At 70.8% G+C, this 25,756-nt stretch carries 20 protein-coding genes and 1 pseudogene; 13 read left to right on the top strand and 8 right to left on the bottom strand.

Translation table 11 applies throughout. From position 1 onward, the window contains the following. Positions 1–35 precede the first annotated feature (35 nt). A complete protein-coding gene (locus tag OG746_RS18620) occupies positions 36–527 on the top strand; it encodes a MarR family winged helix-turn-helix transcriptional regulator (RefSeq protein ID WP_266715899.1) in 492 nt (163 codons plus the stop codon). Between the two features lie 793 nt (positions 528–1,320). Here OG746_RS18620 and OG746_RS18615 read toward each other — a convergent pair. Together OG746_RS18615 and OG746_RS18610 are read right to left on the bottom strand one after the other, a co-directional pair. After that, positions 1,321–1,803 carry an NUDIX domain-containing protein gene (locus OG746_RS18615; protein ID WP_266715897.1) on the bottom strand — a complete coding sequence of 161 codons (483 nt, stop codon included), beginning with the start codon at positions 1,801–1,803 and terminating at the stop codon, positions 1,321–1,323. Positions 1,804–2,000: 197 nt separating this feature from the next. Next, entirely contained in the window at positions 2,001–3,029 is a 1,029-nt protein-coding gene (locus tag OG746_RS18610) for a LacI family DNA-binding transcriptional regulator (RefSeq protein WP_266715895.1), read from the bottom strand. Between the two features lie 139 nt (positions 3,030–3,168). On the opposite strand from OG746_RS18610, the gene OG746_RS18605 reads away from it, so the two are divergent. From OG746_RS18605 to xynA, 5 genes are all read left to right on the top strand, one after another. Beyond that, positions 3,169–4,476, top strand: coding sequence for an ABC transporter substrate-binding protein (locus OG746_RS18605; protein WP_266715893.1), 1,308 nt, complete (start codon positions 3,169–3,171; stop codon positions 4,474–4,476). Then, positions 4,473–5,456, top strand: a complete 984-nt coding sequence (locus OG746_RS18600) for a carbohydrate ABC transporter permease (protein ID WP_266715891.1) — start codon at positions 4,473–4,475, stop codon at positions 5,454–5,456. The genes OG746_RS18605 and OG746_RS18600 overlap by 4 nt, the downstream gene beginning before the upstream one ends. Next, positions 5,453–6,304, top strand: a complete 852-nt coding sequence (locus OG746_RS18595; protein WP_266715889.1) for a carbohydrate ABC transporter permease — start codon at positions 5,453–5,455, stop codon at positions 6,302–6,304. Before OG746_RS18600 ends, OG746_RS18595 begins: the two co-directional genes overlap by 4 nt. 44 nt (positions 6,305–6,348) lie before the next feature. Further along, positions 6,349–8,733: a beta-xylosidase/alpha-l-arabinosidase gene (locus OG746_RS18590; protein WP_266719059.1), complete on the top strand. Its 2,385-nt coding sequence runs from the start codon at positions 6,349–6,351 to the stop codon at positions 8,731–8,733. A 276-nt stretch (positions 8,734–9,009) separates the two neighbouring features. Further along, positions 9,010–9,699 carry an endo-1,4-beta-xylanase XynA gene (gene xynA / locus OG746_RS18585; protein WP_524540426.1) on the top strand — a complete coding sequence of 230 codons (690 nt, stop codon included), beginning with the start codon at positions 9,010–9,012 and terminating at the stop codon, positions 9,697–9,699. A gap of 75 nt (positions 9,700–9,774) precedes the next feature. Here the strand turns inward: xynA and OG746_RS18580 are convergent, their stop codons facing one another. Then, a complete protein-coding gene (locus tag OG746_RS18580) occupies positions 9,775–11,199 on the bottom strand; it encodes an aminopeptidase P family protein (RefSeq protein WP_266715887.1) in 1,425 nt (474 codons plus the stop codon). 209 nt (positions 11,200–11,408) lie between these two features. On the opposite strand from OG746_RS18580, the gene OG746_RS18575 reads away from it, so the two are divergent. Then, positions 11,409–12,395 carry a helix-turn-helix domain-containing protein gene (locus OG746_RS18575; RefSeq protein ID WP_266715885.1) on the top strand — a complete coding sequence of 329 codons (987 nt, stop codon included), beginning with the start codon at positions 11,409–11,411 and terminating at the stop codon, positions 12,393–12,395. 55 nt (positions 12,396–12,450) lie between these two features. Here the strand turns inward: OG746_RS18575 and OG746_RS18570 are convergent. Further along, positions 12,451–13,268 (bottom strand): IS5 family transposase gene (locus tag OG746_RS18570; RefSeq protein ID WP_443059774.1). Its coding sequence is split into 2 segments (ribosomal slippage): positions 12,451–12,936 and positions 12,939–13,268, totalling 816 coding nucleotides; the frame shifts between segments, so codons are not numbered across the junction. Between the two features lie 63 nt (positions 13,269–13,331). Next, positions 13,332–13,691, bottom strand: a pseudogene (locus OG746_RS18565) (helix-turn-helix domain-containing protein); the annotation flags it as partial. 119 nt (positions 13,692–13,810) lie between these two features. Between OG746_RS18565 and OG746_RS18560 the strand changes: the two are divergent. After that, the gene (locus OG746_RS18560; protein ID WP_266715883.1) at positions 13,811–14,530 is read left to right on the top strand and encodes a class I SAM-dependent methyltransferase; all 720 of its coding nucleotides are present in this window, start codon (positions 13,811–13,813) and stop codon (positions 14,528–14,530) included. Positions 14,531–14,617: 87 nt separating this feature from the next. Here the strand turns inward: OG746_RS18560 and OG746_RS18555 are convergent, their stop codons facing one another. Beyond that, positions 14,618–15,805, bottom strand: coding sequence for an MBL fold metallo-hydrolase (locus tag OG746_RS18555; RefSeq protein WP_266715881.1), 1,188 nt, complete (start codon positions 15,803–15,805; stop codon positions 14,618–14,620). Positions 15,806–16,080: 275 nt separating this feature from the next. Here OG746_RS18555 and OG746_RS18550 point away from each other — a divergent pair, with 275 nt between their 5' ends. Genes OG746_RS18550 through OG746_RS18535 form a run of 4 tightly spaced genes read left to right on the top strand, consistent with a single transcriptional unit; the run spans position 16,081 to position 22,281 of the window. Continuing rightward, positions 16,081–17,238: an acyl-CoA dehydrogenase family protein gene (locus tag OG746_RS18550; protein ID WP_266715879.1), complete on the top strand. Its 1,158-nt coding sequence runs from the start codon at positions 16,081–16,083 to the stop codon at positions 17,236–17,238. Continuing rightward, the gene (locus OG746_RS18545; RefSeq protein WP_266715877.1) at positions 17,235–18,914 is read left to right on the top strand and encodes a 5-guanidino-2-oxopentanoate decarboxylase; all 1,680 of its coding nucleotides are present in this window, start codon (positions 17,235–17,237) and stop codon (positions 18,912–18,914) included. Before OG746_RS18550 ends, OG746_RS18545 begins: the two co-directional genes overlap by 4 nt. Next, the gene (locus tag OG746_RS18540) at positions 18,911–20,152 is read left to right on the top strand and encodes a Glu/Leu/Phe/Val dehydrogenase dimerization domain-containing protein (RefSeq protein WP_266715875.1); all 1,242 of its coding nucleotides are present in this window, start codon (positions 18,911–18,913) and stop codon (positions 20,150–20,152) included. Before OG746_RS18545 ends, OG746_RS18540 begins: the two co-directional genes overlap by 4 nt. Further along, positions 20,149–22,281, top strand: a complete 2,133-nt coding sequence (locus OG746_RS18535; RefSeq protein WP_266715873.1) for an acetate--CoA ligase family protein — start codon at positions 20,149–20,151, stop codon at positions 22,279–22,281. Before OG746_RS18540 ends, OG746_RS18535 begins: the two co-directional genes overlap by 4 nt. A gap of 39 nt (positions 22,282–22,320) precedes the next feature. Here the strand turns inward: OG746_RS18535 and OG746_RS18530 are convergent, their stop codons facing one another. Continuing rightward, positions 22,321–23,895, bottom strand: coding sequence for an APC family permease (locus OG746_RS18530; protein WP_266715871.1), 1,575 nt, complete (start codon positions 23,893–23,895; stop codon positions 22,321–22,323). A gap of 214 nt (positions 23,896–24,109) precedes the next feature. Here OG746_RS18530 and OG746_RS18525 point away from each other — a divergent pair, with 214 nt between their 5' ends. Then, positions 24,110–24,748 (top strand): TetR/AcrR family transcriptional regulator, encoded by a 639-nt coding sequence (locus OG746_RS18525; protein ID WP_323179628.1) that lies wholly within the window; start codon positions 24,110–24,112, stop codon positions 24,746–24,748. A 42-nt stretch (positions 24,749–24,790) separates the two neighbouring features. Here the strand turns inward: OG746_RS18525 and OG746_RS18520 are convergent, their stop codons facing one another. Further along, positions 24,791–25,618: an SGNH/GDSL hydrolase family protein gene (locus OG746_RS18520; protein ID WP_266715869.1), complete on the bottom strand. Its 828-nt coding sequence runs from the start codon at positions 25,616–25,618 to the stop codon at positions 24,791–24,793. Positions 25,619–25,756: the final 138 nt, after the last annotated feature.

Here is a 25,756-nt window from a genome sequence, read left to right as displayed (position 1 = left end):
TTTCTCGGAACCACTCGTGGACTACCCTGGACACCATGACCGCCATGACGCCCGCGCCCACCCGGACCAGGCCGGACCTCTCGTACCTCCTGGACCACACCAGCCATGTGCTGCGCACGCAGATGGCGGCGGCGCTCGCGGAGATCGGCCTCACGGCCCGCATGCACTGCGTGCTCGTCCACGCCCTCGAAGAGGAGCGCACACAGAATCAGCTCGCCGAGATCGGCGACATGGACAAGACGACGATGGTCGTGACCGTCGACGCCCTGGAGAAGGCGGGCCTCGCGGAGCGCCGGCCGTCGAGCGCGGACCGGCGGGCGCGGATCATCGCGGTGACCGAGGAGGGCGCGCGGGTCGCCGCACGCAGCCAGGAGATCGTGGACGGGGTGCACGAAAAAGCACTGGCGGCGTTTCCCGCGAAGGACCGGGAGACGTTCCTGCGCCTGATGAACCACCTGGTGGACGGCCACTTGAACACCCCGTCCCCGAGCCCGTCCCCGGCGCGGCGGCCACGGCAGCGCGGTTAGGCTCCGCCATCAACCTCTCCCCCTGTAGGACCTGCCCGTGAAGCATGAAGCCGACATGTCAGATCTGTCGGTTCCGCGTAACAGCTCACGTTTGCGTCGGTCAGGACCTGCGGCAGCGGTCTAGGCTGGGGGGGGCAGTCCTCCACCGCCTTCCTGATGCGGCAGCGAGGGCATCTCCCCGCAGCAGAGTGAGCCTGCGGCGCATCCCACAAGCGCCGGGCTTGCCTTCCCCTCCCGCGGAAGTCGCCGACAGTCCGGCCAGTCCCTCGGGGCAACTTGGAGGCCGGGTAAGAACCACGCCCCCGGCCGCCTGGAGGGAGTGCTCCAGTGGCCGGGGAGCGGCTACCAGGAGGGAGCACGCGGCCGCCGTTCACAACGGCGGCCGCCGCCCGTTCGCCCCCTTGATGCGATCGGACCGGTACGGCGACGCATCGGGTTTTTGGGCGGACATGCGGTCGCCGCGGTGGGAGGCTGGAAGGAGCCCGGTCGCCGTCGCAGCTGTGGCGGCGACCTGGACAGCGCTGGACCACGGCTCCCCCTTGGTCCTCGCGCGAGTTGCCCTCCTGGCGTGAGGGCGGGGCGAGGGCTGCGGGAGTTGCCCCGTCGGCAAGTCACGTGTGGAGAGCAGGGGTTGGAGCCGTGTTGTCGGCGATGCGGCTCCAGCTAGGGCCGGCCCAAGGAGCTCGGAACGACCAGCGCGTTCGCCCCTCTGACCCAGCTCACGAGCACCGCTTCCGCGAAAGCGCCGGGTCAGCACGTCACACGTCAGGCGTCACACGTCACACGCCACACATCAGGCGAGATACCGACCGAAGATCTCCCGACTGTCAGGAGTGAAGGTCCACTGCTGCAGATTCCGCCGCAGCTCGGACTCGGTCAGCCACCCGTGCCAGGCCACTTCTCCCGGATCGGGGACGCCGACCTCCGGAAGCACGGCATCGCACACCCCGAGCCAGTAAGGGCTGAGCCCACTCCGGTTGAGGGACGTGAACCGAAGACACACCGCCGCCCGCACCCCCAACTCCTCACCGAGCTCGCGGGCAGCCGCCTGCTCATAGGACTCACCGACTCCCGCAGCGCCCCCGACACCGAGTTCGTAGTGCCCCGGGAAACGGGACAGCTGCGCGGCACGCCGATGGACGAGAAAGCGACCTCGCCCATCGCGGCACACCACCACGCCGACCCGGTGCAGCCAGCCCTCCCGAACAGCGTCCCGCCGACCGACCACCCCCAGCACACGGTCCCGCGCATCCACACGTTCCACGAGTTCATCCACGACGCACACGGTCGCAGAACCCACTGACACCGGACCTGACCATGTCCGTCTCAGCGGTGGAGGCGGCGCGCCCGACCCCGGGCCGCCGCCGCGCGCCGGTCGTCGCCGACGTTCACCGCACCTTACGTACGGGCAGGAAGGCCGGCGCGCCGGCGAGACACACCAAGGTCAGTACCGAAAATCTTTCGACCAGCGACTCAAGAAGCCGGCGGCGCCGTGCTCTTGCGGACGACGAGGCTCGTCGCCAGTTCGAGGCGGGTGGTCACCGGCTCCTGGACGCGCAACCGCATGATCATCTGCACCGCCTCCTCGGCCATCTCCCGCAACGGCTGGTGCACCGTCGTCAGGGCCGGGCTCGACCAGCGCGCCACCGGGACGTCGTCGTAACCGACCACCGAGAGGTCCTGCGGCACCCGCAGGCCGCGGACCCGGGCCGCCTCCAGGACGCCGAGCGCCTGCAGGTCGCTGCCGGCGAAGATCGCCGTGGGCGGCTCGGGCAGGTCGAGGAGTTCGAGGGCGTGCTCGAAGCCGCCCTCGACATGGAAGTCGCCGTAGCGGACGAGGGCGCGGTCGCCTTCGATGCCCGCCATGCTGAGCGCGGAGCGGTAGCCGTCGAGGCGGGCGTGCGAGCAGAGCACGTCGTCGGGCCCCGTGATGATCCCGATGCGGCGATGCCCGAGGTCCACCAGGTGCCGCGTGGCGACCCGCCCCCCGTTCCAGTTCGCCGAGCCGACGGAGGGCACGTCCGGGTCGGGATCGCCCGCCGGGTCGACGATGACGAACGGGATGGAGCGCGACCGCAGCCGCTCCTTCACCTCGGCGGGCAGCGCCGAGAAGACGAGCACGACGCCGCGCGGCCTGCGCTGCATCACGCCCTCGATCCAGTCCGGGGCGGGCGCGTGCCGCGTCCCGCTCTCGGTCAGCACGACGCTGGTCTGGTGCGCCTTGGCGACGTTCTCCACGCCGCGGATCAGCTCCATCGCCCAGATGCTGTCCAGCTCGTGGAAGACCAGCTCGACGAGCGGCGCCTCGCGGGCGGCCCGCGTCGTGCGCCGGTAGGAGTGCGCCTCCAGGACCCGCTCCACCTTGACCCGCGTCGGGGCGGCAACATCCTGCCTCCCGTTGAGCACTTTCGAAACTGTCGAAATGGAGACGCCTGCCTTTTGGGCCACCTCGGCGAGGGTGATGCGACCCAAGTCCTCGTCATCACGCATGCCTTGGAGCATAAGGCACGGTCAGACCCCTGTGCGTCATAACGCTTTGATAACCCGCCGAAGCGGGGTTGACCGCCCACGGGTCGAGATCTAGCGTCCCGACTCGTGAACTTTCGGTAATTGCAACGAAACAGTTTCGAGAGGCGAGGCGATGACTCTACGCGCACGGTTGCCCAAATCGGTCGCAGCGGGCGGTGCGGCCCTGGCCCTGCTGCTCTCCCTGTCCGGCTGCGGCGGCGGGTCCTCCGCGGCGGGCGACGACGACGGGAAGATCCATGTCCTGGTCTACGGAGACTCCGCGAACAAGGTCGAGAAGCAGCTGATCGCCACCTTCAACAAGAAGTCGAAGGTGAAGGCGGTCCTGGACACCATCCCCGGCGCGGACTACCAGGCGAAGCTCCAGACGATCATCAACAGCAAGCAGGCGCCCGACGTGTTCTTCAACTGGGGCGGCGGCAGCATCAAGCCGTTCGTGGACGCGAACCTGCTCATGCCTCTGGACGACTTCATCGCCGACGACCCCACCCTGAGGTCGAAGTTCCTGCCGTCGGTGTTCAACAGCGCGATGCTGGACGGCAAGTCGTACGGCGTGCCCATGCGCGGCACGCAGCCGGTGCTGCTCTTCCACAACAAGAAGGCACTCGACGAGGCGGGCGTGAAGGCGCCCAGGACCTGGGCCGAACTCCTGGACGCCGTCAAGGCGTTGAAGGCGAAGGGCATCACGCCCATCGCGCTCGGCGGCGGCGACCAGTGGCCGACGCTGATGTGGTTCGAGTACCTCTACGACCGGGTCGCGGGACCAGGCCTGTTCCCGAAGGCCCTCGACGGGAACACGACCGTCTGGGAGAGCGCCGAGAGCAAGAAGGCGCTCGGCATGATCCGGCAACTGGCGAAGGCCGGGGCGTTCGGCACGAACTTCGACTCCGTGAAGTTCACCGACAAGGGCTCCCCCACGCTGCTCGCCACCGGAAAGGCCGGGTTCGAGCTGATGGGTTCGTGGGAGTACTCGACCCAGCAGGACGCCCACCCCGAGTTCGCGAAGAAGGACCTCGGCTACACCACCTTCCCTGCGGTCAAGGGCGGCAAGGGCAACGCGGACAACCTCGTCGGCAACACCAACAACTTCTACTCGGTCCTGAAGAAGACCGAGCACCCCGAGGCCGTCGCGGACTTCCTGAAGCTCCAGTACTCCGACGAGTTCGTGAAGGAGCAGCTCGGCATCGGCAATCTGCCCACCACGACCAACACGCCGGACTACTTCGACAAGGCCGCGAGCCCTGAGTACGCGAAGTTCCAGTTCGACCTGGTGAAGAAGGCGCCCTCGTTCCAGCTGTCGTGGGACCAGGCCTATCCGCAGTCCGCGGCGACCGCGATGCACCAGGCGGTCCAGCAGTTCCTGAACGGGAAGCTGGATGAGGGCGGCTTCATCAAGGCGATGCAGGCCCTGCCGATCTCATGAGCACCGAGACCCTCCTGAAGCGCGAAAAGGCCGCCCCGCCTCCGGCGTCCGCCGCACGCCGCGGCGGTCGCGGTGGCCCCGATGGTCGCGGGAACCGCGGCGGTGGCATCGGAGTGGGCCGTCCCGGCGTCGGCTGGGCGGTCCCCGCCGCGATCTTCTTCGGCCTGTTCGCCCTCGTCCCCCTCGTCCTGGTCGCCGTTCTGTCGTTCGCGACGTGGAACGGCCTGAGTGCCCCTGAGTTCACCGGGCTCGACAACTGGAAGAAGCTCTTCGACGACCCGGTCCTGCTCAAGAGCCTGTGGCTGAGCGTCCTGCTGACCGTGCTCGGTGTCGCCGTGCAGACGCCGCTGAGCATCCTCCTCGGCGTCTGGGCGGCCGGCCACCAGCGCAACCGCGCCGTCCTGTCCGCCATCTACTTCGTACCGCTGCTGCTGTCGGTCGCCGCCGTCTCGGTACTGTGGCGTGCGGTCCTCGACCCGAACTTCGGCGTCCCGGCGCAGGCCAAGTGGCTGTTCGGCGACGGCAACCTGTTCGGCCACCAGGCGAGCGCGGTCGGCGTCCTGGTGTTCGTCAGCACCTGGCAGTTCACACCGCTGCACACACTGCTCTACCAGGGCGCCGCCCGCGCCGTGCCCCAGGTCCTGTACCAGGCCGCGCAGATCGACGGAGCGGGCACGGTCCGGCAGTTCTTCCACATCACCCTGCCGCAGCTGCGCAACAGCATCATCACCTCGATGATCCTGATGGTGGTCGGCGGCCTGACCACGTTCGACACCGTCCTGATCCTCACCCAGGGCGGCCCCGGCACGGACACCACGATCAGCGCGTACTACATGTACCAAAAGGCCTTCAAGAGCTTCGACTACGGAACGGCGTCCGCGATCGGCCTGCTCCTGGTTCTGGTCGCCACGGTCATCTCGCTGGTGATGGTGCGCCTGTCGGGCTACGACAAGATGCGCAGCACGATGGAGGGCCTGTGACACACGTCGAGACCCGGACGGTGCGCCGCCGTCGCGAGCGGCCCAACTACCTCGCCGGATTCGGGTCGTTGATCTGGTTGTTCCTGGTCGGTCTGCCGCTGTACGTGATGCTGGTCGCCACGTTCCAGTCGAGCTCCGACTACGCGGCGAACGGCCCGCTGGCCTTCCCCGAGCACTTCACGCTCGACAACTACATCGACGACTTCAACAACGGCTTCGGCCAGTACTTCGTCAACACCGTCGTCGTCACCGTGTGCGTCGTCGGCATCATCCTGCTCCTGGTGCCGCCTCTCGCGTACGCGATCGTGCGCGGCCGCGGCCGGCTCACGAGTGGTGTGTTCCGGCTGTTCCTGCTCGGCCTCGCGATCCCCGCGCAGGCCGTCATCGTCCCGATGTTCTACGTGATCAGCGAGGCGGGCCTCTACGACAACCTCATCGGCATCATCCTGCCGACGGCGGCCTTCGCCATGCCGGTGTGCACCCTCATCCTGACCGGGTCGATGCGTGACATCACCCCGGAGCTGTACGAGGCGATGACGGTGGACGGCGCCTCACCGCGGCGGATCTTCTTCCGCCTGGTGCTTCCGCTGTCCCGCAGCGGACTGTCGACGATCATCGTGTTCTCCGCGCTTCAGGCGTGGAACGGCTTCCTCTTCCCGCTGGTCCTCACCCAGTCCGCGAGCACCAAGGTCATCACCATGGGTCTCTACGACTTCCAGACGGAACACGGCGTCGACATCCCGGGCCTTCTCGCCGCGGTGGTGCTGTCCATGCTGCCCATCCTGATCGTCTACCTGTTCGCCCGTCGTGCCCTGGTCCAGGGGCTGATGGGAGTCGGAGGAAAGTGACCGAGCACCTGGCCGTACCGGCCGAAGAGACCGACGCGACACATGTGCCCGCGTGGCGCGACGCGAGTCGTACCGCTCAGGCCCGTGCGGACGCGCTGCTCGCCGAGATGACCCTCGAGGAGAAGATCGCCCAGCTCTTCGGTGTATGGGTGGGCGCCTCCGCCGAGGGCGGTGACGTCGCCCCGCACCAGCACGACATGGAGGAGACGGTCCACCTCGACGAGCTTCTCCCTTACGGGCTTGGGCAGTTGACGCGGCCGTTCGGCACGGCACCCGTCGATCCCGCGCTCGGCGCCCTGTCCCTCGCCCGCACCCAGCGCCGCATCGCGGCCGCGAACCGGTTCGGCATTCCGGCGCTTGCCCACGAGGAATGTCTGGCCGGGTTCGCGGCGTGGGGCGCCACCGCGTACCCCGTTCCGCTCGCGTGGGGCGCCTCGTTCGACCCGGACCTGGTCCGGCGGATGGCCGCGGCGATCGGCCGTGACCTGCGCTCGGTCGGCGTGCACCAGGGCCTCGCCCCGGTCCTGGACGTCGTACGTGACGCCCGGTGGGGCCGCGTCGAGGAGACCATCGGCGAGGACCCGTACCTCGTCGGCACGGTCGCCACCGCGTACGTCCAGGGCCTGGAGTCGGCCGGGATCGTCGCCACGCTCAAGCACTTCGCCGGGTACGCGGCCTCCCGCGCGGGACGCAATCTCGCGCCGGTGTCCATGGGCGGGCGGGAGTTCGCCGACGTGGTGCTCCCGCCGTTCGAGATGGCCGTGCGCGAGAGCGGCGTACGGTCCGTCATGCATGCCTACACCGACATCGACGGCATCCCGTCGGCCGCCGACGAGCGCCTGTTGACCGGGCTGCTCCGTGACACGTGGGGCTTCGAAGGGACCGTCGTCGCCGACTACTTCGGCATCGCGTTCCTCAAGACCCTGCATGCGGTGGCCGGTTCGTTCGGCGAGGCCGCGGGCGCCGCGCTCGCGGCGGGTGTCGATGTCGAGCTGCCCACGGTGAAGACGTTCGGCGACCCCCTGCGCAAGGCCATCGCCGACGGGTCCGTACCGGAGACCCTCGTGGACCGCGCGGCCCGCCGAGTCCTCGCCCAGAAAGCCGAGTTGGGCCTGCTTGATGAGGACTGGGACCCGGCTCCTCCCGCCCTCGCGGGAGTCACCGCCGACCGCGCTCGGGCGACCGTCGACCTGGACCGCGAGTCCAACCGTGAGCTGGCCCGCCAGGTGGCCGAGGAGTCGGTCGTCCTGCTGTCGAACGACGGCACACTGCCGCTCGCACCGGACGCCCCGGCCCGCATCGCCGTGATCGGCCCCAACGCGGAGACACCGACGGCCGTCCTCGGCTGCTACTCGTTCCCGGTGCACGTCGGCAGCCGTACGCCAAGTGCCCCGCTCGGCATCGAACTGCCCACGCTGCGCGAGGCGTTGGCGGCGGAGTTTCCCGACAGCGAGGTCGTCACGGCGCCCGGTCTCGCCGAGGCCGACGCCACCGACACCGGCTCCGAAAGTTTCGCGGCGGCCGTCGCCCTGGCCCGCGGGGCGGACCTGGTCGTCGCCGCGCTCGGCGACCGGGCGGGCCTCTTCGGGCGCGGCACGAGCGGCGAGGGCTGCGACGCCGCGTCCCTCTCCCTGCCCGGCGCCCAGGAACAGCTCCTCGACGCGCTCCTGGACACCGGCACACCGGTCGTCCTGACACTGCTCGCCGGCCGGCCGTACGCCCTCGGCCGCGCGGTCCGGGAGAGCTCGGCGATCGTGCAGACCTTCTTCCCCGGCGAGGAAGGCACGACCGCCCTGGCCGGCGTCCTCAGCGGCCGGGTACGTCCCTCCGGCCGGCTGCCGGTCAGCGTCCCCGGTGGGCCGGGCGCCCAGCCGTCCACGTACCTCGCTCCGCGCCTGGGCCAGGCCACCGAGGTCTCGAACCTGGATCCGGCCCCGGCGTTCGGCTTCGGTCACGGTCTGACGTACACCACGTTCGACTGGAGTGATCTGGAGGTCGGCAGCGAACTCGCCGCCACTGACGGCGAGTTCACGCTTGCCTGCACCGTGCGCAACACCGGCGCACTGCCCGGGACCGAGGTCGTCCAGCTGTATCTGCACGACCCGGTCGCGTCCGTGGTGCAGCCGGTGCAGCGACTCATCGGCTACGTACGCCTGCCGCGACTGGCGCCGGACGAAGCCGTACGGGTCCGGGTGCGCGTGCCCGCCGACCTCGCGTCGTTCACCGGGCGCGAGGGACGCCGCGTCGTCGAGCCCGGCGACCTGGAGCTGCGGCTGAGCGCGTCGAGCACCGAGCCACGGCTCACGGCGCGGGTCACGCTCACCGGCCCCGTCCGACATGTCGATCACCGGCGCAGCCTGCACGCCCACTTCGCGTTCAGCACGCTCCATGCGGGAGATGGTGGGCGAGGCACGGCCACCGAACAATAGGTACGCCGGACCGAAAATTTTTCAGTCATCAACCCTCCTTAGAAGCCCCAACTCGCCTCTATCTGCCGCCTGTTGATTGAAGAAGCCCAGCTCGACAGTCGTTTTCCAAGGTCAACGGGGCCGCTCCACCCACCCGAGGCACCAAAAGTCTTTCGCCGAAGCTTCCGAAACCATTGACTCGCTTCAGCCCCAGGGCCACGATGTGCCGCACCGATCCCGGCAACCGATGGCCCCGGGCGCTGCTGTGCTCGACCATCGCCTTCACGAGGAGGACGCGTGCACGAGGACGACACCCCCACCCGGATCAGCCGCAGAGGCGTCATCGGCGGCGTCGGCGCATTGGCGCTCGGCGCCGCGTCCGGCCTGCTGCTCCCCACTTCCGCACATGCGGACACGACCATCACGACGAACCAGACCGGCACCAACAACGGGTTCTACTACTCGTTCTGGACCGACGGCGGCGGCTCCGTCTCCATGACCCTCGGTTCCGGCGGCAACTACCGTACGTCCTGGACGAATTGCGGCAACTTCGTCTGCGGCAAGGGCTGGAGCAACGGCAGCCGCAGGACCGTCCAGTACTCGGGCAGCTTCAACCCGTCCGGCAACGGCTATCTGACCCTCTACGGCTGGACGTCGAACCCGCTCGTCGAGTACTACATCGTCGACAACTGGGGCACATATCGGCCCACCGGCACCTACAAGGGAACGGTGACCAGCGACGGCGGCACCTACGACATCTACCAGACGACGCGGTACAACGCGCCGTCCGTCGAAGGCACCAAGACCTTCAACCAGTACTGGAGCGTGCGGCAGTCGAAGCGCACCGGCGGTGCCATCACCACCGGGAACCACTTCGACGCATGGTCCCGCGCCGGCATGCCTCTGGGTAACTTCAGCTACTACATGATGATGGCGACCGAGGGCTACCAGAGCAGCGGCAGCTCCAACATCACCGTGTCCGGCTGACGCCGCCCCCAACCGTCACGTGCCATGGGCGAAGTACTCACTTCGCCCATGGCACGTGACGGTTCCGCGCCCCGCTCAGCCCGCGTGCCGGGCCATCCATGCCTCGACCTCGTCCGCCGAGCGCGGCAGGCCGGCCGACAGGTTCTCGTGGCCGTCGGCGGTGACCAGCAGGTCGTCCTCGATCCGGACGCCGATGCCGCGCCACTCCTCGGGCACGCTCAGGTCGTCGGCCTGGAAGTACAGGCCGGGCTCGACGGTGAGCACCATGCCCGGCTCGAGGACACCGTCGACGTACTCCTCGGTGTGTGCCTGCGCGCAGTCGTGGACGTCGAGGCCCAGCATGTGGCCGGTGCCCGCCATGGTGAAGCGCCGCTGGAGACCCAGTTCGTAGGCGCGCTCGGCCGGGCCCTCGATGAAGCCCCACTCGACGAGCCGGACCGCCAGGTGCCGCTGCGCCGCCTCGTGGAAGTCCCGGTACGCGGCGCCCGGCTTCACCGCCGCGAAGCCCGCCTCCTGGGCCTCGTACACGGCGTCGTAGACCCGGCGTTGGACGGACGTGAAGGTGCCGTTGATCGGCAGGGTGCGGGTGACGTCGGCGGTGTAGAGGGTGCGCGACTCGACACCGGCGTCGAGCAGGAGCAGGTCGCCGGGGCGCACCGGACCGTCGTTGTCGGTCCAGTGCATGATCGTGGCGTGCTCGCCGGCCGCGCAGATGCTGCCGTAGCCGACGGCGTTGCCCTCAAGTCGCGCGCGGCGGAAGAAGGTTCCCTCGATCCACCGCTCGGACGAGGCGACCGCCTTCGACAACTCCCCCACCACATCGGTGAATCCGCGCACGGTCGAGTCGACCGCGCCGCGGATCTCACCGATCTCCCACTCGTCCTTGACCACGCGCAGGTCGTCGAGCGCAGTCACCAGTTCGGCGTCGCGGTCGGCGTCCGTGGTGACGGCGGCCTCCAGGGCCGGGTCCACACCGCGGACGATGCGGGTGGGTGCGCTGCCGATGGGTGCGCTGCCGGTGGCCAGATCGGACGCGGCCGTGCGCACGTCCCGGCACTCGAGGCCGAGCACGCGCTGCGCCTCCGCGAGGGAACGGCGGCGGCCCATCCAGAGCTCCGCGGTGGCACCGGTCCAGAAGCCGTCGTCGTCGCGGCTGTCGCGCGGAAGCTGGTAGCAGTACGCGTCGTGGCCGCCGTCCGCGCGGGGTTCGAGCACGAGCGCGCCGTCGCGGGCCTGGTCCCCGGTCAGGTGGACGTACGCCGAGTACGGGCGGAACGGGTAGGTGTCGTCGTTGGAGCGCACCTTGAGGTTCCCCGAGGGGATCACGAGCCGCTCGCCGGGGAAGCGCGCGGAGAGCGCGGCGCGCCGGGCGGCCGCGTACGGGGCCTGCTCGTCGGGGGTCAGGTCGCGCCGCTCGGTGTCCGCCCAGCGCGTGCGCATCAGGGCGGACAGTTCCTCGGAGATCCCGGAGTAGAGCCCGTTCCTGCGGCCTTCCGCCATGACGTACGCCTTCCAATCCTGTGGGTGCTGGGTGTGTGCCGCGGCTGGTCGGCTGCGGTGGTCCGCGGCTGGTCGGCCACGGTGTCCCGCCGCCGGTCGGCCGCGATCCTCGCGCACCGTAGTCGACTCGGCGGCCCTCCGGCGCCCAGCAGCGCCACTGGCACGGATCGGCCACGCGCGAGCCCGGGACGCAGCCGATAATGCGCTTCATGACCAACGCGAAACTCGGTGCGTCCCTCCGGCTGCTCGGCCTCGACGACGCGGCGGCCCGGCTCTATCCGGCGCTGCTCGACCTGGCTCCCGCTCCGCTGGACGAGATCGCCGCGGCGGCGGGCCTGGACCGGACCGACGACCCGGCCGCGGCGTACGGCGCGCTCGTCGACGCGGGTCTCGCCGTGGCCACCGGTCCGGACGGGGACCCGGTGGCGCCGGTGCCGCCGGCCGCCGCGCTGGAGGTGCTCGCCCGGCACCGGACGGCGGAACTGGAGGAGTCGCGGGTCGCCGTCGGCGGCGCCTTCGAGTCGTTCCGCCGCCGACGGCTCGCCACCCACCGGGACACGCTCGTCGAGGTCGTCACCGGCGACGCCGTCGGACCCCGGACGCGGCAGGCCTGGGCGAGCGCGCGCGAGCAGATCCGCCAGCTGGAGTCCCCGCCGTACACGCCCATGCCCGAGTCCACGGACGACGCGCTGGCGACACTCGCCCGCGGCGTGACCCAGCGGGTCGTCTACTCACGTGAGTCGCTGGAGCATCCGGGCCGCCTGCGGGAGTCCATCGAGCCGTGCATCAACGCCGGCGAGCAGGCCAGGGTGCTCCCCTCGGTACCGGTCAAGCTCGTGATCATCGACGACGCGTACGCCCTGGTGTCGCTGGCCATCGAGGAGGCCGACGTGAACCACACGACGCTGGTCGTGCAGCCGTGCGGGCTGCTGTCCGCGCTGGTGGCCCTGTTCGAGCAGTGCTGGCGCCAGGCCCTGCCGTTCCACGGCCGCACCACGGCCCCGGGCGGCCTGCCGCCCGCCGACCGCCGTCTGCTGTGGCTCCTCGCGGGCGGCGCGAGCGACGAGACCATCGCCCGCGAACTGGGCATGAGCCGACGCACCCTTTTCCGCCGCCTACAGGTCCTGATGGCCCGCCTCGGCGCCGCGAACCGCTTTCAACTCGCGCTGCACGCGCAGCGCAACGGGTGGCTGTGAGGGATCCCCGCACGTACGACGGACGGGTCGTGGCAGGAGAACCGCCTTAGAGGTGCTAACAAAGGCGTTGGACGTGCCGATGAGTGATCAGGCAGGCGGCCAGCCCGAGGAAGGCTTCATGGATGTCGTCACGCCGCTCCCAGCGGATGCGGAGACGACGGAAGCCGTGCAGCCACGCGATGGTGCGCTCGACCACGTACCGGAAGGTGCCCAGTCCGGTGCCGTGCGGCTGACCGCGTTCGGCAATGACCGGGCGGATGCCGCGCTGTCGTACCTGGCGCCGGTAGATGTCGTGGTCGTAGCCGCGGTCAGCGAACAACAGGTCCGGCCGCTTGCGTGGCCGTCCGACCGTGCCTGCCACGGCGGGGACCTTGTCGAGCAGGGGCAGGAGTTGAGTGACGTCGTTGCGGTTGCCGCCGGTCAGCGATACGGCGAGCGGGATGCCCTGGCCGTCGGTGAGCACGTGGTGCTTGCTGCCCGGCCGCGCGCGGTCGACCGGGCTCGGCCCACTTTTGGGCCCCGCCGAGCGGCCCGCACGTGCGAGGAATCGATCACCGCCCGGGACCAGTCCAGCTTGCCCGCCGACCGTAGCTTCTTCAGCAGCACCAGGTGCAGTTCGTCCCACACCCCCGCCTCGTTCCAGGCGGCCAGCCGGCGCCAGCAGGTCATGCCCGAGCCGAAGCCCAACTCCTGGGGCAGGTACTCCCATTGGATGCCGGTGTGCAGCACAAAGAGGATCCCGCACAGTGCCTGCCGGTCCGGGACCCGTGGTCTGCCCTCGACCTTCTTCGGGCCCGGCTTCGGCAGCAACGGCTCGATCATCGACCACAGTTCGTCCGACACGATCCATGGCCGCGACTGACGCTCTCCCATGACCAGACCTACGGACAGACAGACCGAAACACTCATGATCAGCAGCTTTTGTTAGAGCCTTTAAGGCTCCCGGCCGTCGGTGAGGCCCGCGGGCAGGATCTGCTTGAACGCCTGAAGGCCGCCGGGCTTGCGGGTCAGCGGCACGATCGTCACGCCATTACGCGTGATCGGCTGCGGGTGCACGCGCGGGTCGAGGTCGGCCGGGGCGCCGACCAGTTCGTCGATCGACACCTGGTGGGCCCTGGCCAGCGGCAGCAGCAGTTCGAGCCCCGGCTTGCGGTGCCCGGATTCGAGACGGGACAGGGTGCTGATCGGGATTCCGGTGGCCTCCGACAGGGCTGTCAGGGTGGCGCCGCGGCGCTTGCGCAGCTCACGCAGCCTCGGGCCGACCCCGGCCAGCACCCCGTCGACGTCGTCGCTCATCCGTCCACCGTGCCCGCGTTTTGCGTTTTCCGCAAAGAAGTTTGCCCGTACGCACGCGTGGCGCGACCTTGGCGTCGACGGGGTCACCGTCGAACGGACGAGAGACAGGACCGGACGCCATGGACAACGACATCGCCCAGTACGACACACCTCAGTCGAACACCGACCGGTACGACACCCATCAGCCGGACATCCCCCAGTCGGACATCCCCCAGTCGGACACCGCTCAGGAGTGGGACGAGCGGTACCGCAGCCGCGACCAGCTCTTCAGCGGCAACCCGAACGGTGTGCTCGTGGACGAGGCCGCCGATCTGCCGCCCGGCCAGGCGCTCGACGTCGGCTGCGGCGAGGGCGGCGACGCGCTCTGGCTGGCCCGGCGCGGCTGGCAGGTCACGGCGGTCGACGTCTCCGAGGTCGCCCTGCGCCGCGCGGCCGCGGCCGGCGCCGACGTGGCGGGCCGGGTCTCCTGGGCGCAGGCCGATCTGGCCGTCACGCCGCCGCCCGCGGGCGCCTTCGACCTGGTGACCCTCCAGTACTTCCCGCTGTTGCGCAGCGCGGGGCTGCCGGCGCTGCGCGGGCTCGTCGACGCCGTCGCACCCGGCGGAACGCTGCTCTTCACCACGCACGCCCTGGCGGACCTGACGGAGCACACTGAGGCGACCGCCGAATTCGACCCCGCCGACTACTACTGGGCCGACGACATCGCCGTACTCCTCGACGCCGAGGGCGACCGCACCTGGAAGATCCAGGTCAACGAGACCCGCCCGCGCACCGCCCCGGCCCCGCCCGGCACACACCACCACCGGGACACGGTCCTGCGGGCCCGGCGCACGGCGTAAGCCGCAACGGCGCGCGGAATCGCAACCCGCAGCCGACTCACCCGGCGCCCGACCGACCCCAGCCGCCCACCGCCTACTACCTACCGCCTACCCGGCGACCACGATCTCCGTGTCGTCCGCCCCCGCCACGGGCCCGGCCACCGGCCACCCGCCCTGCGGCACCGCCGCGACCGGACGCCACCACTGCTCCGTGGGCAGCGCCTCGGCGCCCGGCTCGAAGGGCTCGCCGGGGCGCGGCAGCACGATACGGGCGGCGGACCGGCGAGCCGCGGTGACGGTCCCCTCACCGGGCTCGGTCCAGGCGTGCGGCGCGAGGTTGAACGTCCCCCAGTGGATCGGCAGCATCGGCCCGGCCGCGGGCCCGCCCTGCAGGTCGAGGTGGGCGCGCATGCCCTCCTCCGGGGTCATGTGGATGTCGGGCCAGTACTCCGAGTACGCGCCGATCTGGATCATCGTCACGTCGAACGGTCCGTGCTCGGCACCGATGTCCTTGAAGCCCGCGAAATAACCGGTGTCGCCACTGTGGAAGACGCTGTGCTCGGACCCGGCGACCACCCAGGACGCCCACAGGGTGTGCTGCGTGTTGCGCAGGCCGCGGCCGCAGAAGTGGCGGGCGGGGGTGGCGGTCAGCGTCACCCCGGCGACCTTCGTCGACTCGTGCCAGTCCAGCTCGCGCAGCCGGTCCGCGGGCACGCCCCAGTGCTCCAGGTGCGCGCCGACGCCGAGCGGCACCGCGAACACGGTGTCCGTGTGGGCGAGCGCCTTGATGGTGGACATGTCCAGGTGGTCGTAGTGATCGTGGGAGATCACCACCACGTCGACCGGCCCCAGCGCGGCGAGCGGCAGCGGCGCCGGGTGCAGCCGCTTGGGCCCCGCGAAGGCGAACGGTGAACAGCGCTCGCCCCACACCGGGTCGAACAGCACCCGCACCCCATCTATCTCGGCGAGGACGCTGGAGTGGCCCATCCATGTGATCCGCAGCCCGCTCACCGGCGGCTTCGCCAGGTCGGCGACGGTGGTGGCGTGCACCGGCACGGTGCCCGTGGGGGCCCGGCGGGCGCGCTCCTCCTTACGGAAGTAATTCTTCGCGAACTCGAGCATCGAGCCGTCGGGCCGGATGCGCGCGCCCTCCGGGTTCTGGAAGGACCCGTCCGCGAAGTTCGGGGACCGGCGGATCCGGTCCAGCCGCGCCCCTGTGGGTTCGGCGCCAAAGGCATCGGGCTGGAGCGAGCGCAGCCCGGAAGTCAGAGAACGTGACGTCAGCGAACGTGACACGGCGCCTCCCATTGATCGATCAGGTTTCCCATTATGTGCGGCACCACTGACAACGCGCTGAGCGCCTCCTGTGTGCCCGCCCCCGGGACATGTGACCGACGCCCCTCGCCCACCGTCCCCACCTGCCCTCCCACAAACTGATCCTTCATTCAGTACCAGTTCGATTGACAGCACTCTCGTAGACTCCAGATACTGACCGACGATTCAGTAAATCTGTTCAGTGAAGCCGTTCAGTAAAGCCGCTCAGTAAGCCACATGGACCGTCTGGAGGCACCGTGTCGGAACTCCCCACCGAACTGGTCCCGCTCACCCCCGAACAGCACGCCGTCGTCGAGCTCGCCCGGACGTTCGCGGCCGAGGAGATCCGGCCACGCGCGCGTGCCGTCGACGAGGCCGACGTCGAGACGCCCTGGGACCTGTGGCGCAAGGCGGCCAAGGTCGGCATCACCGGGTTCATGCTCCCCGAGGAGTTCGGCGGAGGCGGCTTCACCGACGTGTTCACACAGGTCCTCGTACAGGAGGAGCTGTGCGTCGGCGACCTGGGCATCGGCAACCTGCTCTGCTCCAACGGCTTCTTCGCCGATCCTGTGCTCGCCCTCGGCACCGAGGAGCAGCAGCGCACCTGGCTCACGCCGCTCGCAGGACCCGACACCCCGATGACGTCGCTGGCGACCACCGAACCGGGCGCAGGCTCGGACGCCGCGTCGATCACCACAACAGCCCGCCGCACCGAGGGCGGCTACCTGCTCAACGGCCAGAAGGCCTGGATCTCGAACGCGGGCGAGGCCGACCGCTACGTGGTGTTCGCCAAGACGGACCCGATGCAGCGCTCGCGCGGCGTGACCGCCTTCCTGCTGCACAAGGACACCGAAGGTGTCACCTTCGGCGAGCCGATGCGCAAGATGGGTCAACGCGCCATCGTCTGCAGGGAGATCTTCCTCTCCGACGCGTTCGTCCCCGAGGAGAACCGGCTCGGCGACGAGGGCCAGGGCTTCATCGGCCTGATGCGCACCTTCGACATCTCACGCGCCGTCCTGGGCGCCGCCGCCACCGGTGTCGCCCGCGCCGCCTACGAGTACGCACGCGACTACGCGCGCACGCGCGAACAGTTCGGCAAGCCCGTCATCGAGCACCAGGCGGTCGCGTTCCGCCTCGCCGACATGCGCACCCGCATCGAGCAATCGCGCCTGATGACGTGGCGCGCGGCCCGCCGCCTGGACGCGGGCCTGTCCGCCACCACGGAGGCGGCCATGGCCAAGCTCACCGCGTCGGAGACGGCCGCGTACTGCACCTGGGCGGCCGTGCAGACGCTGGGCGGCTGGGGCTACTCGCGCGAGTTCCCGGTCGAACAGTGGATGCGCGACGCCAAGTTGGAGGAGATCGAAGAGGGCACCTCCGACATCATGCGCCTGATCATTGCGAGGTCACTGTGACGTCTGTCCACGAATCCGCCGCAGTTACGCGTCACAGTCCCGAGCCGCCGCCCCCAGACCGCACCCACCTCACCGGCGGCGAAGCGCTCGTCCGCGCCCTGGCCACCCACGGCGTCACCCAGGCCTTCGGCATCCCGGGCACCCACAACCTGGAGATCTACCGCCACTTGACGGCCTACGGTGTCGCACACGTCGCGCCGCGCCACGAACAGGGCGCGGGATACGCGGCGGACGCATACGCGCGCGTGACGGGCACGCCCGGTGTGGCGATCACCACCACGGGGCCCGCGCTCCTGAACATCGCGGCGGCCGTCGGTCAGGCCTACTCGGACAGTGTGCCGCTGCTGGTGATCTCGCCGGGCATGCCGCTGCGCCACCCGCGCCAGTCGACGGGCCTGCTGCACGAAATGCGCAGCCAGAGCGAGGCGTTGCGGAATGTGGCCGCCTTCAGCCACCGGGTCTCGTCGGTGGCGGAGATCGGTGCGGCGGTGGCGCGGGCGTTCACGCTGTTCCGCTCGGAGCGGCCGCGCCCGGCGCACATCGAGATCCCGCTCGACCTCCTGGAGGCGACGGAGCCCGCGGGCCCGGCCCGCACCGCTCCCCCGGCCGCGCCGCGCGTCCCCGACGCCGCACGCGTCGAGGAGGCCGCCGCGCTCCTTGCCCACGCGGAGCGCCCGGCCCTCGTCCTCGGGGGCGGAGCCCGCGGCGCGGCGACCCAATGCCTTGCCCTGGCCGAGCAGTTGGCGGCGCCGGTGGCCACCACGGCGAACGGCAAGGCGATCGTCGACGAGGAGCATCCGCTCTCCCTCGGCGTGTCCCTGCACAGCACGGCGGTCCAGGAGTGGCTCACGACCCGTGACGTGGTCCTGGCCGTCGGCACGGAGCTGGCCGAGTCCGACATCTGGACCGCCGAACCCCTGCCCTTCCAGGGGCAGTTGATCCGTGTGGATTTCGACCCGGCGCAGATGTACGCGGGTGTCCCGGCGGACGTCCCCCTGGTCGGCGACGCGGCCGCCACGCTGGATGCGCTCGTCACAGGAACCGCGGCCACCACACCGCGCACCACCGGCACCCCAACCGAAACCGCCGCCCACACCGAAACCGCCACCCTCAAGGCGGCCCGCGACAGCGAATCCCGCCCCCGCGACGCCCACTGGCTGCCCTACCTGGAGGCGATCCGCGGCGTCCTCGCCCCGGACGCCGTCGTCACCTCGGACAGCGCCCAGTGCTGCTATTACGGGGCCCTGCCGCACCTCACCCTGGGGCCGCGCGCCCGCTATCTGCACCCCACCGGGTTCGGCACGCTCGGCTACGCCCTGCCCGCGGCGGTCGGTGCGAAGGCCGCCTGCCCGGACCGCCAGGTGGTGGCGCTCAGCGGCGACGGGGGCCTGCAGTTCTCGATCCAGGAACTGGCCACGGCCGCCGCGCTCCAACAACCGCTCGCCGTCGTGGTGTTCGACAACTCCGGCTACGGCGAGATCCGCGACGAGATGAACGCCCGCGGCGACGCACCGCTCGCGGTCGACCACGCGCGCGTGGACCTGCCCGCCCTCGCCCGCGCCTACGGAGGACACGGCGCGACGGCCAACTCCCCCGAGGAGCTCGCGAAGCTGCTGAGCACCGCCCTGACCACTCCCGCCCCCACCCTGATCGTCGTTCCTGAGGAGTCCGCATGACCACCGCCCCCACGCCCGCCGCGCCCGCGCCCGCAGGCACCGCCACGCCCCCGACGCAGCCGACGGCTCCCCTCACCGAGCTCACCTGGACCGACCATGTCACCGGCCGCAACGGCTACTTGGTGATCGACCGCCTGGTGCGCGGCGTCTCCAGCGGCGGCCTGCGGATGCGCAAGGGCTGCACCCTGGAGGAGGTCGCGGGGCTCGCGCGCGGCATGTCGATGAAGGAGGCGCTGCACTACAACCCGGAGGGCCGCTACATCCCGCTGGGCGGCGCCAAGGGCGGCATCGACTGCGACCCGCAGGACCCGGAGGCGTACGGCATTCTGGTGCGCTACCTGAAGGCGATGCGTCCGTACATCGAGTCCTTCTGGACAACGGGCGAGGACCTGGGTCTCACGCAGGACCTGGTCGACAAGGCGGCGGCCGAGGCGGGTCTCGTGTCGTCCATCCAGGCCGTGTACCCGCTCCTGGACGACGAGGAGACGGCCCGTCAGCGGCTGGCGGACGCGTTCGCGGTGGACGTCGACGGCATCGGTCTCGACGAGCTGGTGGGCGGCTGCGGCGTCGCCGAGGCGGTCCTGGTGGCGCTCGACCGCGCCGGCCGCTCCTACGAAGGCACCCGTGTCTCCCTCCAGGGCCTGGGCACCATGGGCGGCGCCACGGCCCGCTTCCTCGCGCGCGCGGGGCTCACGATCGTGGCGGTGGCCGACCTGGAGGGCACCATCGCCAACGACGCGGGCCTCGATGTGGACGCGCTGCTCGCGGCGCGCGACGCCTACGGCACGGTGAACCGCGAGCGGCTGCGGCCGGAGGATCGTGAACTGCCGGGCGACGCCTGGCTTTCGGCGGACGCGGACGTACTGATCCCGGCCGCGGTCTCGTACGCGATCGACGCGGCGAACCAGGAGCGGATCACGGCCTGCTGGGTCGTCGAGGCGGCGAACATGCCGGTCCTCGCGGACGCCGAGGAGCTGCTGACCGGGCGCGGCATCACGGTCCTGCCGGACGTGGTCGTCAACTCCGGGACGAACGCCTGGTGGTGGTGGACCCTGTTCGGCGACATCGGCGCGGACGCGGACGAGGCCTTCGCCTACACGCGGCGCTCCATGCGCTCCCTGATCGACCAGATGCTCGCGCGCGCGGAGGGCGACGGAACGACCCCGAGGGCCGCGGCGCACGCCATCGTCGCCGACCGCCTGCCGATCCTCGCGGAGAGGTTCGGGTGGTACAGGTGACGACGACAACAGGCCTGGACGCGCTGTACGACCCGGCGTCCGTCGCGGTCGTCGGCGCGTCCGACAACCCGGAGAAGTGGGGCTACTGGCTCGCGGCGGGTGCCCTGACCGGCCGCGCCCGCCGGGCCGTCCACCTGGTCAACCGCAGGGGCGGCCATCTCCAGGGCGAGCCGTTCCGCCCCGCCCTGTCCACCCTGGACGCGCCGCCCGAGCACGTGGTGGTCGCGGTCCCGCCCCACCAGGTGCGCCCGGTGGTGCAGGAGGGCCTCGACACGGGCGCCCGCTGCTTCACGGTGATCACGTCGGGCACCACCGAGGAGGACTCCCTCGCGGACCTGGTCACCTCGCACGGCGCCCGCCTGCTCGGCCCCAACTGCATGGGCATCGTCGACACGACGAGCCAACTCCGGCTCAGCTGGGGCGACTTCCCGACCGGCGGCCTCGGTCTCGTTTCGCAGAGCGGCAACCTGGCCCTGGAGATCGGCCGCCACCTGGAACGCGCGGGCGCGGGCTTCTCGCGCTTCGTCTCGCTCGGCAACCAGCGCGACATCGACGCCGCCGACGCCCTGGAATCCCTGATCGCCCACGAGCCAACGAGAGCGATCGCGGCGTACGTGGAGGACTTCCGGGACGGCCGCCGCCTCGCGGACGTCCTGGCGGCCGCTCACGCCGGGGGAAAGCCGGTCCTGCTCCTCACGGTGGGCCGCAGCTCGGCATCGGGCCGCGCGGCCGCCTCCCACACGGGCGCCCTCGTCAGCCCGCACGCCACGGTCGCGGCGGTCTGCCGCGACGCCGGCGCCCTCCTCCTGAACTCCGCGGGCGAACTCGTCGACACCGCCCTCCACTTGATGTCCCCCACCCTCCCTCTCATACGTTCCCGCCCCCAGCCCTCACGCCACGACACGACCCCGACCCCCACCCCCGCCCAACCCGGCGCCGATCCACCCCCACCGCACCGGATCGCCGTGATCGGGGACAGCGGCGGACAGGGCGCGCTGGCCGCCGACTCGTTCGCCGCGTGCGGCTTCGATGTGCCCGCGCTCTCCCCGGCCACCGTCGACGCCCTGGGTGCGCAGCTGCCGCCGGGCGCGGGGCGGGCCAATCCGGTCGACCTTGCTGGGGCGGGCGAGCAGGATCTGGCCGCCTACGCGCGCGTGGCGGCCACCTTGCTGCACAGCGGCGACGCGGAAACGGTCGTACTCACCGGCTACTTCGGGGACTACGCGACCGCGAACCCCGCCCAGGCGGGGCGCGAGTGCGAGATCGCACACGCCCTCGCCGACGCCGCCGGCGCCGCGGGGCGGGCCCTTATCGTGCACACGATGGCCCGCGACACACCGGCCCTCGCCGTCCTCAGGGAGCGCGGTGTGCCGGTGCACGAGCGGGTCGAGCAGGCGGCGACGGCACTCGCGGGCGCCGTGCGTCTGGCCGCCACAACGCCGCACCTGCCGCAGGAGCGAACCACTCCCCCGGCGGCGTACGAGGTCGAGGACGGCGGCTACGAGCGGGTGCGCGAGCTGCTGGCGTCCTACGGAGTCGCGTTCCCCACGGCCGAGTTCGTGACGGACGCGGACGCGGCGGTCGAGGCCGCCTACCGCACGGGCTACCCCTTGGTGCTCAAGGCGATGGGGCTCGCGCACAAGACCGAGGCCGGTGGTGTGGCGCTGTACATCGCGGACGAGGCCGCCCTGCGGACCGCGTTCGCGCGGATGCGGGAGGCCACGGGTGCGGTTCGGTACGCGGTCGAGGCGATGGCCACACCTCCGTACGCGCGCGAACTCATCGTCGGCGTACGGAAGGACGCGGCGTTCGGTCCGGTCGTCATGGTCGGCGCCGGGGGCGTCACCGCCGAGCTGCACGCCGACACGGCGCTGGCTCTGGCCCCGCTCACCCCGGCACGCGCGCGTGCCCTGCTGCTGGAACTGCGGCACGCACCGCTGTTGACCGGGTGGCGCGGCGCACCGGCCGTCCACCTGGAGGCGGCCGCGGCGGCGGTGTGCGCGGTGGCCCAGGCCGCGGCGGACCACCCGGAACTGACCGATCTGGAGGTCAACCCGCTGCTTGTGCATCCCGGCGGCGCCATCGCCCTGGACGCACATGCGGTGGTGGCCGCTGGAAGCCCACTCTAGGACGAGAGCCAGCGGGGTCCGGGGCAGCGCCCCGCGACCTCAACCACTGTGGCCGGAACCGCCAGAGGCCTTCCGCCGGGCCCTGGTTCCGGCCGCGTAGAACACCAACCCGATCACGACGAACAGCAGCAGCGGCAGCACCTGGCTGAGCGTGTACGGCAGCCGCTGGCCCGCGAACGACTCGGGCAGCGAGTCCGCCGGGTTGCCCGAGGTGCCGAACCAACCGACCCCGAAACCGGGCCAGACGAGCACGACCACGGTGAACGCCACGAAGCCGGTGGCGAGCGCGGTCACGATCCAGGCGCCCACCCGGCCGCCGGGCACGGCGTAGGGGCGCTCCTGGTCGGGGTACTTGCGGCGCAGCACGGCGAGGCTCGGGAACGTGATGACGTAGGAGATGAACGTCGTGCTGATGGTCAGGCCGAGGCCCGCCGCGAAGTACTTCTCTCCGTCGCCGCCGGTGAGGTTGAGGGCGACGACGAACAGGATCGAACCGAGCACGGCGGACAGGATGTTGACCCGTACCGGGGTGCCGTGCTTCTCGGAGATGCGGCCCAGCCAGGCCGGACCCGCGCCGTCCGCGCACGCCACGGCCTGCGCGCGGTGGGCGCCCATGGCCCAGGTGACACCGGAGGTGAGCAGGCCGATGATGAGGCCCGCCGCGGCGACGCCGCCGAATACGGCGCCGAGCCCGGTCAGCGTCACCGTGCCGTCGGCCGCGATGGAGCCGCCGTAGACGGTGAAGACGGCCTTGCAGGCGTCGATGAAGCCGCCCAGGCTGCCGATCTCCTGGCTGGGCAGGACGAACAGGATGCCGAGGATGGGGCCTCCGTAGAGGAGCACGGCGGCGAGCCCGGAGCGCAGGATCGACAGGGGGATGTCACGGCGCGGGTTCTTCATCTCCTCGGCGGCCGAGCTGGGCAGTTCGAAGCCTACGTAGTTGAAGATGAGCACCGGGACGAGCGCCACGAAGCCCGCATACGTAGGCGTGAATTCGCCCGCGGGTAGGGCGTGCACGCCATGTTCGGCGGCGTAGACGACGACGGACACGAGGAAGAAGCCGAGCAGCACGACGCGCGCGACGGCGCCCGCGATGGGCACCCACTTGCCGATGCGTACGGACTGCACCACGGCGAGCGCACCGCCCCAGATGAACACGAACCCGGCGACGTACTTCCAGAAGCCCGGCAGCGGCGTGAAGAACTCCTCCCAGGTGGTCAGCGCGATGATGCACAGGCTGCCGCCCACCCAGACCGGGTTGGAGATCCAGTAGAGGAGCTGGTTGACGCCCGCGACGAGCCGGCCGAAGGCCAGGCGCGTCCACACGTACGGGCCGCCCTGCACGGGGAAGGCCGAGCCGAGTTCGGCGACGAGTAGCCCGTAGGGGAGGAAGAAGAGGACCGCCAGGATGACCATCCAGGTCAGGCCCTGCGGGCCCTGTGCGGCGACGGATCCGATGGTGTCCAGGCCGACGAGCGTGCAGATGAGGAAGAACAGCACGTCCAGCCGGCGCAGATCCTTGCGCAGCCGTGAGCGCTGCTCGCCCCAGCCTTCGGAGAGGTCGGGCTCGTCCCCGGCGGGCGGGGTCGGCGAGAGGGATGGCGCTTGGGTCACGATTGCTCCTGGCGAGAACAGCGAGAACGAACGAGGACGGCACTGACAGCACTTCGGGTTTTGCTCAGGCCGCGCTTACCCCCGACCGACCGACTTATTGACTGAACGGACAGTCAGTAGTGGAACGTGATGCGACTGTGACCTGTACGACTGCGAGGCGTCAAGAGTCCTGCACGTGAACGAGTCGACACCCGAGAACAACTAGGCTTGCGGCGTGACCAGAGTCCGGTTGAGCGTGGCCGAGCGGCGCGAAGAGCTGTTGAAGGCCGCCATCGAGCAGATCGAGGTGCGCGGGGTGGCCGCCGTGCGCATCGCCGACGTGGCATCGGCGCTCGGCGTGAGCAACGCGCTGGTGCTGTACCACTTCTCGACGAAGGAGAAGCTCGTCGCGGCCGCGTTCGCGCACGCCGCCGAGAGCGACCTGGCCCATCTGCGCAAGCTGCTCGGTCGCCGCACGACGGCCCTGAAGCGGCTGCGCGCCGCGGTGCGCTGGTACGCGCCGACGGGTCAGGCCAAGGGGTGGCGGCTGTGGATCGAGGGCTGGGCGGCGGCGCTGCGCGAGCCCGCGCTGCGGGAGGTCACGCGGGACCTCGACCGGCAGTGGAAGGCGGCGCTCGCCGAGGTGGTCGCCGAGGGCGTGGTGGCGGGCGAGTTCGTCTGCCCCGACCCGATGGCGGCGGCGCTGCGGCTCACGGCGCTGCTCGACGGGCTCGCCGTGCAGCTGACGGCATACGACGACGGGCGCGCCAGGCCGGCCGCGGTTTCGCGGGCCCGTATGCAGGAGTGGGTGGATGAGGCGCTCGCCCGCGAACTGGGGCTCGAGCGCGCGGAGTTGACCGGGGCGGGGCGCTGACGGGAGGCCGTCAGCGCCACCGCACCGCCGAGGTTCAACGCGTCAGGACGCCGCCTCCAGGTGCGCCTTCACCGCGTGCGGGTCCACGAAGCCCTTCGCCTGTACCCGGTCGCCGGAGGACTCGCCTCGCAGCCGGCGCCCGATCCACGGCACCAGGAACTCGCGCGCCCAGTGCATGTCGTCGCGCCGCACCTCGAACGTGCCGCGGGGCGGGAGCAGCGGCCACGCCTGCTCGGGGTCGGCCGGCACGTCGATGCCCAGCGCCTGACCGGCGCGCAGCGCCACCCGCGTGTGCCCCTCGGGCGACAGGTGGAGGCGGTCGTCGTCCCAGGCCCTGCGGTCCTGGATGGACTTCAGGGACCACAGGTCGAGCATCAGACAGCCGTGCCGGTCGGCGATCGCCCGCACATGCATGTTGTACGTGGCGATCTTGCCGCGCAGGTGCTTGAGCACGGCCACGTCACGGGTGTCGAAGCCGGTGGCCACCATGACGGTGCCCACGGCGTCGGAGAGCCGGGCGACGGCCTTCTCGAAGCGTTCGGCCACGTCGTCCGGGTCGGTGCCGGGGCGGATGATGTCGTTGCCGCCGGCGACCAGGGTCACCAGGTCGGGGGCGAGCTCGACCGCCTTCGGGACCTGGTCCGCGACGACCTGGTCGAGGAGCTTGCCGCGCACGGCCAGGTTCGCGTACTTGAAGGTGTCCTCGGGGACGCGGTCGTCCAGGAGGACGGCGAGCCGGTCGGCCCAGCCCGCGAACTTCCCGTCGGGCCCGGGGTCACCGACTCCTTCGGTGAAGCTGTCGCCCACGGCCGCGTAGGACCGGATCGTGCCGTTGAGTGTCTCCGTGAGTGCTCTCGATTCGTTTGCCACGACCACACATCTTTCACCCTCGACTGTGACCTACGCGACCGTAGCCAGGGGTTGACGCGTGGTGAGATAACCCACTCGCCACCTGGGGAATAAGCGCGGGAACGCACTTCGGCGCCCGGGGGACAGCCCCGGGCGCCG

Source organism: Streptomyces sp. NBC_01016 (genome assembly GCF_026341035.1).
Taxonomy (GTDB): Bacteria; Actinomycetota; Actinomycetes; order Streptomycetales; family Streptomycetaceae; genus Streptomyces.
This window is presented reverse-complemented; position numbering and strand designations above follow the sequence as displayed.